Source organism: Actinomadura bangladeshensis (assembly GCF_004348335.1).
In the GTDB taxonomy this organism is placed as follows: domain Bacteria; phylum Actinomycetota; class Actinomycetes; order Streptosporangiales; family Streptosporangiaceae; genus Spirillospora; species Spirillospora bangladeshensis.
Map to the genome: position 1 here is coordinate 15,765 of NZ_SMJW01000077.1, position 16,877 is coordinate 32,641.

The 16,877-nt window shown below is 72.5% G+C and carries 19 protein-coding genes; 11 read left to right on the forward strand and 8 right to left on the reverse strand.

Annotation, left to right across the window (positions count from 1 at the left end):
• Positions 1-12: 12 nt before the first annotated feature.
• The 4 genes from E1284_RS17060 to E1284_RS17075 all read right to left on the reverse strand — a co-directional run bounded on the left by E1284_RS17060 (position 13) and on the right by E1284_RS17075 (position 4,036).
• Positions 13-1,206, reverse strand: a complete 1,194-nt coding sequence (locus tag E1284_RS17060; protein WP_131940078.1) for an acyl-CoA dehydrogenase family protein — start codon at positions 1,204-1,206, stop codon at positions 13-15.
• Positions 1,207-1,371: 165 nt separating this feature from the next.
• Positions 1,372-2,982 carry a monocarboxylate uptake permease MctP gene (gene mctP, locus E1284_RS17065; RefSeq protein ID WP_131940079.1) on the reverse strand — a complete coding sequence of 537 codons (1,611 nt, stop codon included), beginning with the start codon at positions 2,980-2,982 and terminating at the stop codon, positions 1,372-1,374.
• 3 nt (positions 2,983-2,985) lie between these two features.
• Positions 2,986-3,231 (reverse strand): DUF3311 domain-containing protein, encoded by a 246-nt coding sequence (locus E1284_RS17070; protein WP_131940080.1) that lies wholly within the window; start codon positions 3,229-3,231, stop codon positions 2,986-2,988.
• 247 nt (positions 3,232-3,478) lie between these two features.
• Complete coding sequence (locus E1284_RS17075) at positions 3,479-4,036, reverse strand: VOC family protein (RefSeq protein ID WP_131940081.1); 558 nt, start codon at positions 4,034-4,036, stop codon at positions 3,479-3,481.
• A 204-nt stretch (positions 4,037-4,240) separates the two neighbouring features.
• On the opposite strand from E1284_RS17075, the gene E1284_RS17080 reads away from it, so the two are divergent.
• The 4 genes from E1284_RS17080 to E1284_RS17090 all read left to right on the forward strand — a co-directional run bounded on the left by E1284_RS17080 (position 4,241) and on the right by E1284_RS17090 (position 8,302).
• Positions 4,241-6,436 carry an anthranilate synthase component I gene (locus E1284_RS17080; protein ID WP_131940082.1) on the forward strand — a complete coding sequence of 732 codons (2,196 nt, stop codon included), beginning with the start codon at positions 4,241-4,243 and terminating at the stop codon, positions 6,434-6,436.
• A 233-nt stretch (positions 6,437-6,669) separates the two neighbouring features.
• Positions 6,670-6,816, forward strand: coding sequence for a GPGG-motif small membrane protein (locus E1284_RS41545; protein ID WP_165959128.1), 147 nt, complete (start codon positions 6,670-6,672; stop codon positions 6,814-6,816).
• 92 nt (positions 6,817-6,908) lie between these two features.
• Positions 6,909-7,826, forward strand: a complete 918-nt coding sequence (locus E1284_RS17085) for an SDR family oxidoreductase (RefSeq protein WP_131940083.1) — start codon at positions 6,909-6,911, stop codon at positions 7,824-7,826.
• A gap of 71 nt (positions 7,827-7,897) precedes the next feature.
• Positions 7,898-8,302, forward strand: a complete 405-nt coding sequence (locus E1284_RS17090) for a ChaB family protein (RefSeq protein ID WP_131940084.1) — start codon at positions 7,898-7,900, stop codon at positions 8,300-8,302.
• Between the two features lie 14 nt (positions 8,303-8,316).
• Here E1284_RS17090 and E1284_RS17095 read toward each other — a convergent pair whose 3' ends face one another.
• Complete coding sequence (locus tag E1284_RS17095) at positions 8,317-9,282, reverse strand: helix-turn-helix transcriptional regulator (protein WP_131940085.1); 966 nt, start codon at positions 9,280-9,282, stop codon at positions 8,317-8,319.
• A 95-nt stretch (positions 9,283-9,377) separates the two neighbouring features.
• On the opposite strand from E1284_RS17095, the gene add reads away from it, so the two are divergent.
• The 5 genes from add to E1284_RS17115 all read left to right on the forward strand — a co-directional run bounded on the left by add (position 9,378) and on the right by E1284_RS17115 (position 12,594).
• Positions 9,378-10,403, forward strand: coding sequence for an adenosine deaminase (gene add / locus E1284_RS17100; RefSeq protein ID WP_341770400.1), 1,026 nt, complete (start codon positions 9,378-9,380; stop codon positions 10,401-10,403).
• Between the two features lie 105 nt (positions 10,404-10,508).
• Positions 10,509-10,679, forward strand: coding sequence for a hypothetical protein (locus E1284_RS41550; RefSeq protein WP_165965309.1), 171 nt, complete (start codon positions 10,509-10,511; stop codon positions 10,677-10,679).
• Between the two features lie 12 nt (positions 10,680-10,691).
• Positions 10,692-11,042: a hypothetical protein gene (locus E1284_RS17105; RefSeq protein ID WP_131940086.1), complete on the forward strand. Its 351-nt coding sequence runs from the start codon at positions 10,692-10,694 to the stop codon at positions 11,040-11,042.
• Positions 11,043-11,187: 145 nt separating this feature from the next.
• Positions 11,188-11,919, forward strand: coding sequence for an FAD-dependent thymidylate synthase (gene thyX, locus E1284_RS17110; protein ID WP_131940087.1), 732 nt, complete (start codon positions 11,188-11,190; stop codon positions 11,917-11,919).
• Positions 11,920-12,099: 180 nt separating this feature from the next.
• Positions 12,100-12,594: a hypothetical protein gene (locus E1284_RS17115; protein ID WP_131940088.1), complete on the forward strand. Its 495-nt coding sequence runs from the start codon at positions 12,100-12,102 to the stop codon at positions 12,592-12,594.
• A 254-nt stretch (positions 12,595-12,848) separates the two neighbouring features.
• Here the strand turns inward: E1284_RS17115 and E1284_RS17120 are convergent, their stop codons facing one another.
• On the reverse strand, positions 12,849-13,229 hold the full coding sequence (locus tag E1284_RS17120) for a VOC family protein (protein WP_131940089.1): 381 nt from the start codon (positions 13,227-13,229) through the stop codon (positions 12,849-12,851).
• Between the two features lie 69 nt (positions 13,230-13,298).
• Here E1284_RS17120 and E1284_RS17125 point away from each other — a divergent pair, with 69 nt between their 5' ends.
• Positions 13,299-14,021, forward strand: coding sequence for a dienelactone hydrolase family protein (locus tag E1284_RS17125; RefSeq protein ID WP_131940090.1), 723 nt, complete (start codon positions 13,299-13,301; stop codon positions 14,019-14,021).
• A 17-nt stretch (positions 14,022-14,038) separates the two neighbouring features.
• Here the strand turns inward: E1284_RS17125 and E1284_RS17130 are convergent, their stop codons facing one another.
• On the reverse strand, positions 14,039-14,443 hold the full coding sequence (locus E1284_RS17130; RefSeq protein WP_131940091.1) for a PaaI family thioesterase: 405 nt from the start codon (positions 14,441-14,443) through the stop codon (positions 14,039-14,041).
• Positions 14,444-14,552: 109 nt separating this feature from the next.
• On the opposite strand from E1284_RS17130, the gene E1284_RS17135 reads away from it, so the two are divergent.
• Entirely contained in the window at positions 14,553-15,353 is an 801-nt protein-coding gene (locus tag E1284_RS17135) for a helix-turn-helix domain-containing protein (RefSeq protein WP_243714538.1), read from the forward strand.
• Here E1284_RS17135 and E1284_RS17140 read toward each other — a convergent pair.
• Positions 15,268-16,473: a globin domain-containing protein gene (locus tag E1284_RS17140; protein ID WP_131940093.1), complete on the reverse strand. Its 1,206-nt coding sequence runs from the start codon at positions 16,471-16,473 to the stop codon at positions 15,268-15,270. The two genes, E1284_RS17135 and E1284_RS17140, sit on opposite strands and share 86 nt — an antisense overlap.
• Between the last annotated feature and the right edge of the window lie 404 nt (positions 16,474-16,877).

Here is a 16,877-nt window from a genome sequence, read left to right on the forward strand (position 1 = left end):
CGGGCCCGGGGGTCAGCGCAGGCCGAACTCCCAGTTGCGGCCCTCGCCGTACTCCTTGAGGATGCGCCGGGCGGTCGTGGTCACGTGCACCTCGTCCGGGCCGTCGAAGATGCGGCCCGCGCGGGCGTGCCGGTACATGTCGCCGAGCGGCGTGTCGTCGGTGAGGCCCTCGGCGCCGTGCACCTGGATCGCCCGGTCGATGACGTTGTGCAGCATCCGCGCCGCCACCACCTTGATGACGCCGATCTCCACTCTCGCCTGGTCACCGGAGTCGATCTTGTGCGCGGCCTGGAGGGTGAGCAGCCGGGACGCCTGGATCTCGGCGTAGGAGTCGAACACGTGCTGCTGGAGCAGCTGCTTCTTGTGCAGCGGCTCGCCGAACGCCGTCCGGTCGTGCATCCGGGCGCACATCAGGTCGAACGCCCGCTGCGCCTGCCCGAGGAAGCGCATGCAGTGGAAGATGCGGCCGGGGCCGAGCCGCTCCTGCGCGATGACGAACCCGTGCCCGCGCGGCCCGAGCAGGTTCTCCTCGGGTACGCGCACCTCGTCGTACAGCACCTCGCAGTGCCCGCCGTCCAGGCCGAGGACGGGGGTGTCGCGGACGATCGTGTACCCCGGCGTGTCCGTCGGCACGAGGATCATGCTGAACGACAGGTACGGGGAGGTGCCCTCGGGCTCCGTCCGGCACATCACCGTCGTGTACGCGGCCGAGTCGGCGAGGGTCGTGAACCATTTGCGGCCCCGGATCACCCACTCGCCGTCCTCCAGCGTCGCGGTGGTGGCCAGCTGCGTCGGGTCGGAGCTGGAGATGCCCGGCTCGGTCATCGCGAAGCTCGGGTTGATCTCGGCCTGCACCAGCGGCCCGAGGAACCGCTCGCGCTGCGCGGCGCTGGCGTAGCGGTGCAGCATGAGCGAGTCCTGGAGCGTGTAAGTGCCGAGCGCGACCTGGCCGAACTCGCTGCGCCCCTGGACCTCGTTGACGTAGACGTAGTCGAGGAACGGCAGGCCGCCGCCGCCCAGCTCCGCCGGGTGGCCGAGCGCCCACAGGCCCTCGGCCCTGGCGTCGCGCCGCAGGTCCGCCAGCAGCGCGGCCGCCTCCTGCCCGCCCGCGCGCAGCACCGGCTCGGCGGGCTCGACGCGCTCGGTCATGAAGGCGTGGACGGCGTCGCGCACCGGGCGCACGGACGCGGGCACTTCGAAGCTCATGATCCCTCCCGGGTGACTAGAATCGCATTCTGTCGCGGAACGGGGCGGATGCGAAGAGGGGCGCGGCCGCGGGGCGCCGCCGGCCCGCGGAACGGCCCGCGGAACGGCCCGCGGCGGGCGCTCGGAAGGCGCCGCCGCGGGCCGCCGGGGTGGGACCGGAGCGGGTCAGGTGGTGCCGGTGAGGTCCAGCTCCTTGACCTTCGGGTCGCCCTCGTCGGCGAAGTAGTCGACGGCGCGGGTCGCGTCGCCGCCGTCCGCCAGCTTGGCCGCCCGGCAGACGACCGTGCCGATCACCGCGACCGCGACGTTGACGGCCAGCGCCAGGATGCCGGCGTAGATCGTCATCTTGGTGTCGAGGCCGAGGTCGCTCAGCGGGTAGGCCGAGCCGCCGAAGTGCTCCTTGCCCTTCGCCGGGTTCGGGATCTGGTACAGCATCCACAGGCCGGCGATCATGCCGCCGGCCCAGCCGGCGATGAGCGCGCCCCGGTGGAACCAGCGCGTCATCAGGCCGAGCCCGACGGACGGGAGCGTCTGCAGGATGATGACGCCGCCGATGAGCTGCAGGTCGATGGAGAACTGCGGGTCCAGCGCGAGGATGCACGCCACCGCGCCCGCCTTGACGACCAGCGAGACCAGCTTGCTGACCGTGGCCTCCTGCTTCTCGGTGGCGTCCCGCCTGATGTACTCCTTGTAGATGTTGCGGGTGAACAGGTTCGCCGCCGCGATCGACATGATCGCCGCCGGGACGAGCGCGCCGATGCCGACGGCGGCGAACGCGACGCCCGCGAACCAGTCCGGGAACATGTGGTCGAACAGCACCGGGACGGCGGTGTTGCCGTCCGGCTTGCCGTCGGTGGTGATCGGCTTCACGCCCGCCGCGATCGCCATGTAGCCGAGCAGTGCGATCAGGCCGAGCACGAAGCTGTAGGCCGGCAGTGCCGCCATGTTCCGCTTGATCACGTTGCGGTTCTTGCTCGCCAGCACGCCGGTGATGCTGTGCGGGTAGAGGAACAGCGCCATCGCCGAGCCGAGCGCGAGCATCGCGTAGTTCAGCTGGCCGCTGCCGGCGATCGTGATGCCGTCGCCCGGCGCCGGCGTCGCGTCGAACTTGGCCTTCGCCGCGTCGAAGATGTCGCCCCAGCCGCCGAGCTTGGCCGGGATGTACAGCACCGCGACGATGATGACCAGGTAGATCAGCAGGTCCTTGACGAACGCGATCAGCGCCGGCGCCCGCAGCCCGGACTGGTAGGTGTAGGCCGCCAGCACCACGAACGCGATGATGAGCGGCCAGTGGCCGTTCACGCCCATCGCCTTCAGCACGGCCTCGATGCCGACGAGCTGCAGCGCGATGTACGGCATCGTGGCGACGATGCCGGTGATCGCCACCAGCAGCGCCAGCGTCGGCGAGCCGAACCGGGCCCGGACGAAGTCGGCCGGCGTGACGAAGCCGTGCACGTGCGACACCGACCAGAGCCGGATGAGGAACAGGAACACCAGCGGGTACACGATGATCGTGTACGGGACGGCGAAGAAGCCCGCCGCGCCTGCGCCGAACACCAGGGCCGGGACGGCCACGAAGGTGTAGGCGGTGTAGAGGTCGCCGCCGATCAGGAACCAGGTGACCCAGCTGCCGAAGCTGCGGCCGCCGAGCCCCCACTCGTCCAGGTTGTGCATGGTGTCGGGGCGCCGCCACCGCGCGGCGACGAAGCCCATCCCGCTGACCAGCAGGAAGAGCGCGGTGAAGATGACGATCTCGGTGATGTGGTCGCTCGCCACGGCTCAGCCCCTCTTCTTCGTCATCTGGTAGACGACGACCGTGCAGAGGACGCCGAGCGGGATGAACGCGAGCTGGATCCAGTAGAAGGCGGGCCAGCCGGCGAGGCGCGGGCCGTCGCTGTTGAACAGGAACGTCAGCAGCGGGACCACGATGGGGACGACCAGCAGCCAGTTCCACGGGCTGCGGTCGGAGCGGGCGGCGGGCGGCGGTTCGGTCGAAGCCGGTTCCTTCGGAGTGTCGGGAGTCAAGGGGAGTCCTCCTCGTCGTGCGCCCCCCGGCTTGTGCCGGGGGTTTGGGGGGCCGGCCCCCAGGAGCCGCGCGCGCACGGGCGCCCGCGTCCGGATCGCGAAGCGGGCCCGTGCCCGGTGGGCAGCCGGGCGAGAGTACACGTGCGTTGATCACAACGTGATCTCGGTCACGGCACGACTGGGGTGGATCGTTCCAGCTGAGAGAGGAGCAGGTCAGAGCCGTCCGACGGGGGTGTCAGGGGGACGGTCAGACGGTCCGGTCGGCCGCGGTCCGCGGCTCGTGCCGGACGTCCGACGGCAGGTCCAGCTCCCGCGTCCACGCCGCGAACTCCACCAGGATGCCGTCGGGGTCCTTGAAGTAGATGGACCGGACGAACACGCCCTCGTGGTTCTCCGGCGCGACGCCGAACTCGCTGTCGTCGTGGTTGAGCAGCACGCCGACGTCGATGCCCTTGGCGATGAGGCGGTCGCGGTACTCCTCGATGCGCTCGGGCGGGACGTCGAAGGCGATGTGGTTCATCGACCCGACGGCCGACAGCAGCTCGCCCCGGTCGGGCAGGTTCTTCGGCGCGGACACGCCGGGGACGGGCTCGGGCGCGTCCGGGAACCAGAAGAAGGCGAGCGCGTTGCCGCCGCCGCAGTCGAAGAAGAAGTGCTGGCCCCAGCCCATCGGCAGCTCGATGGTCTTGATCAGCGGCATGCCGAGCACGCCCTCGTAGAAGTCCACCGTCTGCCTCATGTCGCTGCAGACGAGCGCGAGGTGGTTGACCCCGCGCAGCTCGAACTCGGTGTTCTTCCTGGTCATGGCCGCCGCCTCGGTCGTGTAAGCAGTCCCTTGCGCCGGGGTCCATGGTAACCTCGCCGCATGCGAACCGCAGCCTCCCGGTGGTGGTGGCGCCGCTGAGGCGGTGCCGGTTCGTGCGTGCTCAAGACCAGGCGACCGCCCTCACCGGCGGTCGTTTTCTCGTGGGCGGCGTCCGGTGGGGGCCCGACACGAGGGGCCACCGCGGTGGAGACCGTCTCACAGCAGCCGCTGACCAGCGAGTTCGTCACGGCCGGGGGCGTACGGGTGACCCGTACCGCCGTCCCGGTCGACTCCGAGCGCAAGTCCGACGTGCTGAACGCGCTCGTCGCCGCCGTGGGGGAGCGGCGCGGCGGCGTGCTCAGCTCCGGCATGGAGTATCCGGGCCGCTACAGCCGCTGGCACATGGCCTACGTCGACCCGTGCCTGGAGTTCGTCGCGCGCGGTCGGGCGGTCGCGGTGCGGGCGCTCAACGGCCGCGGCCGTATCGTCCTGCCCGCCGTCGCCGCCGTGCTGCGGGAGACCGGCGAGGTCCGCGCGGACGAGCCCGACCGGTTCGAGGTCTTCGTCCCGCCGGGCGAGGAGTTCTTCCCCGAGGAGGAGCGCAGCCGGCAGCCGACCGTCTTCACCGCCCTGCGCGCCGTCACCGGCCTGTTCGGCTGCGACGACCCGCACCTCGGCCTGTACGGCGCGTTCGGCTACGACCTGTCGCTGCAGTTCGAGCCGCTGCGGACCCGGCTGGAGCGGCCCGCCGACCAGCGCGACCTCGTCCTGCACCTGGCCGACGAGATGGTCGTCGTCGACCGCAAGCGCGAGACCTCGCACCGCATCTCCTACGACTTCGAGATCGGGGGGAGGGGCACGGCGGGGCTGGCGCGCGAGACGGAGCCGACGCCCGTCCCGGCGCGGGCCGCCGAGCTGCCGGCGCAGCCCGTCCCCGGCGTGTACGCGCAGATGGTGCGGGACGCCAAGGAGAAGTTCGTCCGCGGCGACCTGTTCGAGGTCACGCCCGGCCACGCGATGTACGGGCGCTGCGACGCGCCCGCCGCGTTCTTCGAGCGGCTGCGGGAGACCAACCCGGCCCCGTACGAGTTCCTGTTCAACCTCGGCGACGGCGAGTACCTGGTCGGCGCGTCGCCCGAGATGTTCGTCCGCGTCACCGGCGACCGCGTCGAGACCTGCCCGATCGCCGGGACGATCAAGCGCGGCGCCGACGCGCTGGAGGACGCTGAGCAGATCCGCGCGATCCTGTCGTCGGCCAAGGACGAGTCCGAGCTGACGATGTGCACCGACGTCGACCGCAACGACAAGTCGCGGATCTGCGTGCCCGGCAGCGTGCGGGTCCTCGGCCGCCGGCAGATCGAGATCTACTCCCGGCTGATCCACACCGTCGACCACATCGAGGGCCGGCTGCGGCCCGGCTTCGACGCGCTCGACGCGTTCCTCACGCACATGTGGGCGGTCACCGTCACCGGCGCGCCGAAGGCGTGGGCGATGCAGTTCATCGAGGACCACGAGGACTCGCCGCGCCGCTGGTACGGCGGCGCGGTGGGCTGCGTCGGCTTCGACGGGTCGATGAACACCGGCCTGACGCTGCGGACCGCGCAGATCCGCGACGGCGTCGCGACCGTCCGGGCGGGGGCGACGCTGCTGTACGACTCCGACCCCGATGAGGAGGAGCGCGAGACCCACCTCAAGGCCAGCGCCCTGCTCGGCGCGCTCGCCGCGTCCCAGCCGGGCCCGGCGGCGGGCGCGCCCGCGGAGGCGCCGCTTCCCGCGCTGCCGGGGGACGGCATGAAGGTGCTGCTCGTCGACCACGAGGACTCGTTCGTCAACACCCTCGCCGACTACTTCCGCCAGCAGGGCGCGGGCGTGGTCACGCTGCGGCACGGGTTCCCGGCGCGGATGCTGGACGAGCACGCCCCCGACCTGGTGGTCCTGTCGCCCGGCCCCGGCCGCCCGGAGGACTTCGGCACGCGGGCGCTGCTGGACGCCCTCGCCGAGCGGGAGCTGCCCGTCTTCGGCGTCTGCCTCGGGCTGCAGGCGATGGTCGAGCACGCGGGCGGCGAGCTGGCGCTGCTGCCCGAGCCGTCGCACGGCAAGCCCGGCCGGGTGAAGGTGGCCGGCGGCGGGCTGTTCGACGGGCTCCCGGACGAGTTCACCGCGGCCCGCTACCACTCGCTGCACGCCACCCCGGACCGGGTGAAGGGCTTCCAGGTGACGGCGCTGACCGGGGACGTCGTGATGGCGATCGAGGATCCGCAGCGGCGGCGGTGGGCCGTCCAGTTCCACCCGGAGTCGATCCTCACGGCGGCGGGCGGTGCCGGGCACCGGATCGTCGCCAACGCGCTCCGCCTGAGCCGTTCGCAGGAGCGAACCGTTCCGGATGACGAGCGGCTCTAGTACCGGAGCAGGAGGAACGGGCGCGCGGAACCGGCCCTGAGACCGATGCCGCGGGCCGGGCGCGGCGGAAGACTCGGTTCCGGCCGTACCGCGCCGTGGCGTTCGCGACGCGGTGACCGCCGTTATCCAGGCGGAGGAGGAGAGTCCTCTCCTTCTCCGCCCATAACGGAGATTCTGGTCACCCGAAACCGGATTGCGGTTTCTTGGTCTCCTCCTGGGGGACGCCGGGGTCCATGATGACAATCCTGTGGCTCATCGCCGTGATTCTCGTGATCGCCGGGATCTACGTGATCCTCGCCCGGCGCGACCTCCTCTGGGGGATCGTCCTGATCGTCGTGGGGCTGCTCGTCGGCCCCGGCGGCGTGAGCATCTTCACCTGACCCCGTCCGATCCGAGCGAACCGCGCGGCGAGGACGGAACGGCACGCAAAGCCTGACGTGGACTGTCAGGTTTCGGTGCCAGCATCGTCCTCATGAACCGTGCACTGACAGGTAAGACCGCACTGGTCGCGGGGGGCACGCGCGGCGCGGGCCGCGGCATCGCCGTCGAGCTCGGCGCCGCGGGCGCGACCGTCTACGTGACGGGACGGTCCACCCGGTCGCAGCGATCGGAGCTGGACCGTCCCGAGACCATCGAGGAGACCGCCGAGCGGGTGACGGCGGCGGGCGGCGAGGGCATCGCCGTCCGGGTCGACCACCTCGACCCCGCCCAGGTCGCCGCGCTCGTGCGCCGCATCGGCGCGGAGCGCGGCCGGCTGGACGTCCTCGTCAACGACGTCTGGGGATCGGACCACCTCTTCCAGTTCGGACGACCGCTGTGGGAGCAGTCCCTGGAGGACGGCCTCCGCATGTTCCGGCTGGCGCTCGACACCCACGCCATCACGAGTTACCACGCGCTGCCGCTGCTGATCGGCGAACCGGGCGGGCTCGTGATCGAGATGACCGACGGGACCGCCGAGTACAACGCGAAGTACCGCAAGGAGTGCGGCTACTTCTACGACATCGTGAAGACCGCCGTGATCCGGATGGCGCTCGCCCAGTCCGAGGAGATCGCCCCGTCCGGCGCGACCGCCGTCGCGCTCACCCCCGGCTGGCTGCGCTCGGAGGCGATGCTGGAGCACTTCGGCGTCACCGAGGAGACCTGGCGGGACGGGGCCGCCAAGGACCCGCACTTCGCCATGTCCGAGTCGCCCGCCTTCGTCGGCCGCGCCGTCGCGGCCCTCGCCGCCGACCCGGACAAGGCCCGCTGGAACGGGCGGGCGCTCTCCAGCGGCGGGCTCGCCCAGGTCTACGGCTTCACCGACACCGACGGCAGCCGCCCCGACATGTGGCGCTACCTGGTCGAGGTCGTGGACCCGGGCCGTCCCGCCGACACCACCGGGTACCGGTAGGGCGCGCCCCGGCGGTTTGGGGGCGCGCCGGCCGGTTATCGCGACTCCATAGGCGAAAGGAGGAAACGGCCATGCCGATGACGACCAAGAGCGGCAAGCCGATCAAGGACGAGCTTCCCGGCACGATCCAGCGCTCCCCGGAGGAGGCGCAGGAGACCTTCGCCAAGGCCCACGACTCCGCGGTCAAGACCTACGGCGAGGGCCAGCGCGCCCACCGCACCGCCTACTCCGCGCTCAAGCACAAGTTCGAGAAGCGCGGCGACCACTGGGAGCCGAAGGGGCGCAAGGGGCCGTCCGACCCCCGCGCCGAGAATCCGGAGGCGCGCCGCGGCAAGGGCAGGAGCTTCGGCGGCGTGGACGTCGAGGGCAACAGCAAGAAGGAGCTCTACGACCGTGCCGCCGACCTCGACGTCCAGGGCCGCTCGAAGATGAGCAAGGAGGAGCTGGCCGCCGCGATCGCGCGCAAGCAGGACTAGCGGGGCCGCCCCGGTCAGCCGTACAGCCGCGCCAGCCGGGCGGCGTGCTCGGCCATCCGCGCCCGCAGCTCCGGCGGGGCGAGGACCTCGGCCTCCGCGCCGAGCCGCAGCAGCTCGGCGGCCGCCACCTCCGCCGACTCGACCGGCAGCACCGTCGCCACCCAGCCGTGCTCGTCCGGCTCCCCGGCCTCCTCGGCCGCCCGCCGGGCGGCGTGCGGCTCGACCGCGAACCGCAGCAGCCGCATCCCGGCGGGGGAGAGCCGCACCACGGCCTCCTCGCGCAGCACCGAGCGCACGAACGAGCCCGCCTCCGCGCGCCAGTGCGCGGCGAGGTCGAACCGCTCGTCCCGGTCGAACACCGCGCCGTCCGGCCGGACGGCGGTGACGCGGTCCACCCGGTAGGTGCGGAAGGTCTCACCGACCCGCGCGACCAGGTACCAGGTGCCGTTCTTCAGGACGAGCGCGTAGGGCTCCGCCGTGCGCACGACCTCGGAGTCCCGGCGGCGGTAGCGCAGCTCGACGGTCTCGTCCTGCCACACCGCGCGGGCCAGCTCGCGCAGCAGCGGCGGCGGCCCGGACTCGCCGAACCAGCCCGGTGCGTCCAGCAGGAACCGCTGGCTCGCCCGCGCGGGCGCGTCCCGCAGCGCGGCCGGCAGCGCCGCGAGGACCTTCAGCTCGGCGGCGGCGAGCGCACCGGCGCGGCCCATGTCACCGGCCGGGCCGGGCAGCCCGGACAGGAACAGCGCCTCCGCCTCCTCCCGGGTGAGCCCGGTCAGCCGCGTCCGGTACCCGCCGACGAGCCGGTACCCGCCGCCGCGCCCCTGGTCGGCGTAGACCGGGACGCCGGCCGCCGACAGCGCCTCCATGTCCCGGTACACGGTGCGCTCGGAGACCTCCAGCTCCCGCGCCAGCTCGCCCGCCGTCATCGCCTCCCGCGACTGGAGGAGCAGGACCATGGAGATCAGCCGGGCAGCGCGCATGGACACCATCCTGCCGTCCGGTTCCTGACGTTTTCACGTTAGATTCGCCGTCTTTGCCTGTCATGCCGGGCGCGGCGGCTGTTAGCTTCGCGGACGTGCCTACCGAAACCGCATCGATCGGGGCGTTCATCGACGCCCTTCCGAAGGTCGAGCTGCACGTCCACCTCGTCGGCTCCGCCTCGGTCCCCACCGTCCTGGAACTCGCCCGCCGCCACCCGGACGGGCGCGTCCCCGTGGACGAGCGCGAGCTGCGCGCCTTCTACGGGTTCCGCGACTTCCCGCACTTCGCCGAGGTGTACGAGTCGGTGTCCAGCCTCGTCCGGACCCCGGAGGACGTCGGCACGCTTGTGTTCGGCGTCGCCCGCGACCTCGCCGCGCAGAACGTCCGCTACGTCGAGCTGACCGTCACCCCCTACACCCACCAGCGGGCCGGGATGCCGATGCCCGCGGTCACCGAGGCCCTCGACCACGCGGTGCGCGAGGCCCGCGACCGGCTCGGCGTCCGCGTCGCCTACATCTTCGACATCCCCGGCGAGTTCGGCGCCGACGGCGCGCGCGGCACCCTCGAGCACGCGCTGCGCCACCCGCCCGAGGCGCTCGTCGGGTTCGGGATCGGCGGGATCGAGCAGATGCGCCCGCCGCACCGGGACGCGTTCCGCGACGCGTTCGCCGCCGCCCGCGCCGCCGGGCTGCGCAGCCTCCCGCACGCCGGCGAGATGACCGGGCCGGAGACGATCTGGGAGGCCATCGACGGGCTCGGCGCCGAGCGCATCGGGCACGGCACCAGCTGCCTGGACGACCCGCGCCTGGTCGCCCGCCTGCGCGAGACGCAGCTGCCCCTCGAAGTGTGCCCGACGTCCAACGTGTGCACCGGGCAGGTCCCCGACCTGGCCTCCCACCCCCTGCCGCGGATGCTGGAGGCGGGGCTGTTCGTCACGCTGAACAGCGACGACCCGCCGATGTTCGACACGACGCTGACCGGCGAGTACCGGGTCGCCGCCGAGGTGTTCGGGCTGGGCCGCGAGGACCTGGCGGCACTGGCCCGCAACGCCGTGACCGCCTCGTCCCTGGACGAGCCGGGCCGCAAGGCGATCATCGCCGACATCGACGCCCTGCTGTGACCGCCGGGCCCCGGCCCCGGGCCATCCGCCGCCGCGGGCTGCCCGGGTCCTCGGCGGGGATGCGGTGGGCGGCGAGGGCGCGGTCCGGGCGGTGACGAGGACGTCGTGGTCGCGGTCGGGCCGCCGCTCCGCATCGGCCGGCAGCTTCGCGACCTGCCGGCGGTCGTCGCCGCCCGGCGGCATCTGCGCCAGCAACTCGCGCAGCGGCCGCAGCGCCTTCCGCGCCCCCGCGTCCTTCAGGATGAGCCGCGCCGCGTGCGCACCGGCGGCGCCTAACCGCTTCTGGTCGTGCAGCGCCCCGAAGGCGGACATTGCGGCCCAGGCGCGCCGCGCCGCCTCGCCGGTCCGTCCGGCCGCGGCCAGAACGTGCGCCGCCTGCGCGTCCAGCCCGGCCCGCACCTCGGCGGGCAGCGACGCGGCGCCCCGGTCGAGCGTGTCGAGGACGCGCTGCGCCTCGCCCACGTCCCCGGCGGCCGCGAGGGCCGCGCGTACCGGGCCCGCACCGCGAGCGCGCCCGTCCAGTCCCCGCGGGCCTCCATGGCCCGGCCGGCGTCGGCGAACGCGGCCGCCGCCTCCGCTGCACGCCCCTGCCGCTCGTACCTGCGCGCACGCTCCAGCAGAGCGCCAGCGTCCCCCTGAACCGTCAGCAGCCCCTCCGCCGCAAACCGTACCGGTCCCGGTGATCTCGGTGAGACCGATCGGCGGCGGGCTCGACCGGAGACTGTCGGCGGCCGTGACTAAGGTTGCGGGGGGCAGTTCAGCCGAGACGAGTGGGGGAGGTCCGATGGCGGACGAGGACGCGATGGAGATCGAGTTCCGCAGCGACGTGGTGGTAGAGCTGATCAAGGCCGCGGCATCCGACGCCGACGTGCTCTGGGCGGCGCGCGTTTCCACCAAGGGGGAGAACTCGCTGGCCGAAGTGGAGGCCGATCCCGAGCGATCGAAGGGCCTCATCAACTACCTGATGCGGGACCGGCACGGCACCCCCTTCGAGCACTCGTCGATGACCTTCTACGTGCGGGCGCCGATCTTCGTGTTCCGGGAGCAGATGCGGCACCGGACGTTCTCCTTCAACGAGGAGAGCGGCCGCTACCGCAGGCTGGAACCCGTCTTCTACGTGCCCGGACCGGACCGGAAGCTGGTCCAGGAGGGCAAGCCGGGCAAGTACGTCTTCGTCGACGGCACCCCGGAACAGCACAAGATCGTCACAGAGGTCACGAAGGAGAGCTACCGGCAGGCGTACCGTGCCTACACGGAGATGCTGGACGCGGGCATCGCGCGTGAGGTGGCGAGGAGCGTCCTGCCGGTCGGGCTCTACTCTTCGATGTACGTGACGTGCAACGCGCGCGCCCTGATGAACTTCCTGTCCCTGCGCATCAAGCGTGAGGACGCCATGTTCCCGTCGTTCCCGCAGCGCGAGATCGAGATGGTCGCCGAGTTGATGGAGGAGGAGTGGGCGAAGCTGATGCCGCTGACCCACGCCGCCTTCGAGGCCAACGGCCGCGTCTGCCCATAGCGCCACTGCGACACACCGCGCCCGCCCACGTCCCAAGCGTCGGCGGGCGCGCTCTGTCAGTGCCCCGTGATCGATTGTCACCACGGCGGCACTGACGGTCACGGGGGCGGCGATGGTGGACGGCTATGACGACCGGACGGACGTGTTGACCACCGCGAGTTCCGCGGTCCGATGTACAGGGTGAGATCGGAACAGATCGACCTGCTGGTCGGCGTGGACCATGCCCTGTGGATTCAACGGGTCGATACACGTGCGGCACGGCGGGGAGAGCAGCCGTTCGCGCTCGAGGCGCCGGGCGCTCTCCTGCACAAGCGTGTCCGCTATGAGAAGACGGCGCGGTGGTACTGCGGCACTGACGCGGACGTCCGGGTCCCATCGACGATCCGGACCTGGACACGTCCCGACAACGGAGCCCACTATGAGCGGACCTACGCGGGCGTGGTATTTCCAGCCAGACCGTTCGCGCGGTTTCTTGGCTACTTTTTGTCGGAAGGGTCGATCAACGGGCATCAGATCGTCCTGGCTCAGAATCGCGGCCCCGTTCTGGCCGCGATGGCCGATGTCGTGCGTGAGTTGGGCCTTCCGCCCTATTTGCCGGTGTCAAGCCACGGTTGCGTCCGAACCCAGTGCGTCGCGGTGATGGCAGTACGCACCCCAAGAACGGCCACCGCGTGATCTACACCGCCTCCGCGGAGCTGGCCGGAGGTCTGCAGGTTCTCGCCTCAAGGCGGGGATCAGCGCCAACGTCCGTGTCGACGACCGGGTCGGACTGGTGCGCGTGATGCCTAACGGGCAGTCATTTCACAATCTTCGTCGGGCGGAGTCCACTCGGTAGCCGTACCGAGCGGGTTGCTCGTGGTGCGGCGGAACGGGAAGGCCGTCATTTCGGGGGCGGCCCGGATTTCGAGTGGCCGAAGCATTGAGTGAGATCACTCGTAGACGCTGAGTTCGATCAGGTTGCGGTCGGGGTCGCGGATGTAGACGCTCCGGATGGGGCCGGTGGCGCCGGTGCGGGCGACCGGGCCCTCCTCGACGGGGACGCCGTGGCGCTCCAGGTCGGCGATGGCCTCGTCGAGCGGGCCCGCGACGATCAGGCAGAGGTCGGCGCTGCCGGGGACCGGGTGCGCCGCCTTCGGCTCGAACTCCCGGCCGGCCTCGTGCAGGTTGATCTTGCTGGTGCCGAAGGCCAGGGCGCGGCGGCCCGCGCCGAAGGCCACCGCCTCCATGCCGAGGACGCGCGTGTAGAAGCCGATCGCGGCGTCGATGTCGGCGACGGTGAGGACGAGGTGGTCGAGGCGGTCGATGCGCATGCGATCACCGTAGACGCCTGCGGCGGGGGGCTAGGCGCGCGGCGGGCGGCTGGGCGATTATTGGACCTTATGTCTGACATAACGATTCCCGCGGGTGCGCGGGAGCTGCCGGGGTACCTCGCCGTTCCCGAGGGCGAGGGGCCCTGGCCGGGCGTCGTCATCCTCTTCGAGGCGTTCGGTGCCAACGCCGACATGCGCGCCCAGGCCGACCGGTTCGCCGCCCGGGGGTACCTCGCCGTCCTGCCGGACCTCTACGGCGGGGCGCCGTGGGTGCGGTGCGTCACCAAGGCGATGCGCGACATGCGCGCCCGGCGCGGGCCCACCTATGACCACATCGAGGCCGCGCGCGCGTGGCTCGCGGGGCGGGACGACTGCACCGGCGACGTGGGCGTGTGCGGGTTCTGCATGGGCGGCGGGTTCGCGCTGGTCGCGGCGGCCAAGTACGACTTCAAGGCGGCCGCCGCGAACTACGGGATCCTGCCCCGGCGGCCGGCGGAGTCGCTGCGCGGCGCGTGCCCGATCGTCGCCGGCTACGGGGCCGCCGACCCGACGCTGCGGGGCGCGGCGGGAAGGCTGGAGCGCGCTCTCACGATCGCCGACGTCACGCACGATGTGAAGGAGTATCCGGGGACCGGGCACGGCTTCCTCACGGGCTTCACCCCGCCGGCGCCGCTGGGGCCGGTCGCGAAGATCGTCTTCGGGCTGGGCCGGGGGCGGGAGAACGCCGCCGACGGCTGGGACCGGATCTTCGCCTTCTTCGGCGAGCACCTCACTAAAAAATCTACAACGTAAAGGCGTCGGGCCGGACGCTAGGCGCGCAAGACGGCCTGGGTCTGGGTCACCTGGGCCACGCGGCGGCCGGCGTCGTCGTAGAGGTCCGTCTGGACGACGATCGACGTGCGGCCGGTGTGGAGCGGCCGGGCGACTCCTCTGACGCAGCCCTCCCTGACCCCGCGGAAGAAGTTCGTCTTGGACTCCAGCGTCGTCGTCGACGTGTCCGGCGGCAGGTTGAGGAACGCGCAGGCGGCGCCGAGGGTGTCGGCGAGCGCCATGAGCGCGCCGCCGTGCATGACCCCGCCGGCGGTGCAGCGGTCCGGGGCCCAGTCCAGCCGGCCCGTGACCTCGTCCGGCCCGGCGGTGTCGATGCGCACGCCGAGCGCGCGGGCGAACGGCATCGCGTCGGTCAGCTGGTCGGGGGTGAGCCCGGTGGTCATGGAGCCTCCTCGGTGGACGTCCCGGCCCACCCTGGCGCCGGGCCCGCGCCGCGTCCATTACCCCGGACGTAATCGCCGGCGTGATCGGCGGGCCGGTAGCGTCCGGAGGGTGACGACGGCGTTGAGCGATGTGCGGCCCATCGGGGAGCAGCTGCGGGCCTGGCGGCAGCTGCGCAGGCTGAGCCAGCTGGAGCTGGCGTCGGAGGCGGACGTGTCGACGCGGCACCTCAGCTTCGTGGAGACGGGGCGGTCGGCGCCGAGCCGGGAGATGGTGCTGCGGCTCGCCGAGTACCTGGACGTGCCGCTGCGCGACCGCAACCTGCTGCTGGTGTCGGCAGGGTACGCGCCGGTGTTCGGCGAGACGCCGATCGAGGAGCCGAGGATGGACGCGGTCCGCGCGGCGCTGAAGCAGGTGCTGGCGGGCCACGAGCCCTATCCGGCCGTGGTGGTGGACCGGTTCTGGAACCTCGTCGACGCCAACGGCGCCGCGGCGCTCTTCCTGGAGGGCGCGCCGCCGGAGCTGCTGGAGCCGCCGCTCAACGTGCTGCGGCTGAGCATGCACCCCGACGGGATGGCGAGGAACATCCTGAACCTGGCCGAGTGGCGCGCCCACATGATCGACCGGGTGCGCCGGCACGTGGCGCTGACCGCGGACGCCTCGCTCACCCAGCTCTACCGGGAGCTGCGCGGCTTCCCGGGGGACGTGGGGGAGGCGATCGCGCCGCCCGCGGGCCACGACGTCTTCGTCCCGCTGCGGATGCGGGTGGACGGCCGGGAGCTGTCGTTCTTCAGCACGATCGCGACGTTCGGCACGCCGGTCGACATCACGGTCGCGGAACTGGCGATCGAGTCGTTCTACCCGGCGGACGAGACGACGACCCGGTTCCTCCGGGAGCGCGCGGGCTGGTGACCGGGTCGCCGGCCGCGAGCAGGTCGTGGTGGATGCGCTGCAGCGGCACGCCGAGCCGCTGCAGCGCGGTGACGGTGGCCCGGACCAGCGGGGCGGGCCCGGCGACGCAGGCGGTGAGATCGCGGACGTCGCCGTCCAGCAGGCCGGGCAGGACGTCCGGCACGCGGCCGCCGAGCGCGCTGCCGCCCGGCGACCGCGACAGGACGGGGACGACCCGGAGCCGGGGGCAGGCCGACTCCAGCAGCCGCAGGTCGGGCAGGTCGTAGAGGCCGTCCACGGTGCGCGCCGCGACCACGAGGCGGATGCCGCGGCCGGAGCCTGCGGCCGCCTCGGCCAGGGCCTTCATGGGGGACAGGCCGGTGCCGCCGCCGATCAGCAGCAGGTCGCGGCGGGAGTCGGGGGCGAGTGTCATCGCGCCCTCCGCCGGGCCGAGCAGCACGGTGTCGCCGGGGGCGGTGCCGCGGACGAGCGCGCCGCTCACCCAGCCGCCGGGGAGGGCCCGGACGTGCAGGCTCAGCGTCCCGTCCGGCCGGGGCGCGTTGGCGATCGAGTACGGCCGCCACATCCGCGGCCAGCGGGCGCTCTGCACGGTCACGTGCTGGCCGGCGGAGTACGGGAGCGGCCGCTCGGGCCGGAGCGTGAGCACGGCGAGGTCGGGGGCCCGGCGGTCATGCCCGGTGACCTCGGCGGCCCACCACGCCGGGGCGTGCTCGGCGTCCCGCTCGGCGGCGGCGATCATGGTGTCGGCGGCGTGCCGGTAGGCGGCCGTCCAGGCGTCCTCGGCGGCGGGCCCCCACAGGTCGGCGGCGTGGACGCGCAGCGTGGCGGTCAGCGCGGCGCCGACGGCGGCGTAGTGCTCGCGCAGCACCCCGTACTTGCGGTGGCCGCGGCCGAGCCGGCCGAGGTGCCCGGCGAGTTCGCCCGGGTTGTCCTGGCTCCACGCGATCCGCAGGAGCGCGTGGAAGAAGCGGTCGTGCTGGTGCCCCATCGCGGGCGGGAACAGGGCGCGCAGTTGCGGCTCGGCCGCGAAGAGGCGCCCGTAGAAGTAGCTCATCGCCCCCGCCGGGTCGGCCTCCAGCCGGGCGAAGCACTCCTTGATCGTGCGGGGTTCCGGTGCCATGTGCCGGCTCACTCCCTGGACCTGGTGGGCCTGGCACCGGCGGTCGCGGCAGGTCGGGTGCCCGGCTTTGTGAGATTCTCGCGCCCGATCGGCGGCGGCTCAAGCGGGGCGGCGCGGACGGTCGCCCATCGCTGCGGTGCGTGATCGGAGGTCACTTCGGAGTCACCGCGGGAGGGCCGGAAAGAGCACGGATACTGATCAGTATCGAAGGCGGGCGCCGGGTGGGCGCGGGAAGAACGGACCCGGACGTGGAGGAGGAAACCATTCCCGAGTGGAAGATTTCTGGACTCTTCCCCCGGTTCCCGGACGGGACGCGCTGCCCGGCGGAGGTGCGCCCGTCCGCGCGGACCCGATCCTGCCGCTTCGGACTGCGAAGATCCGTCACGTACGGCAAGCTGGCCGGG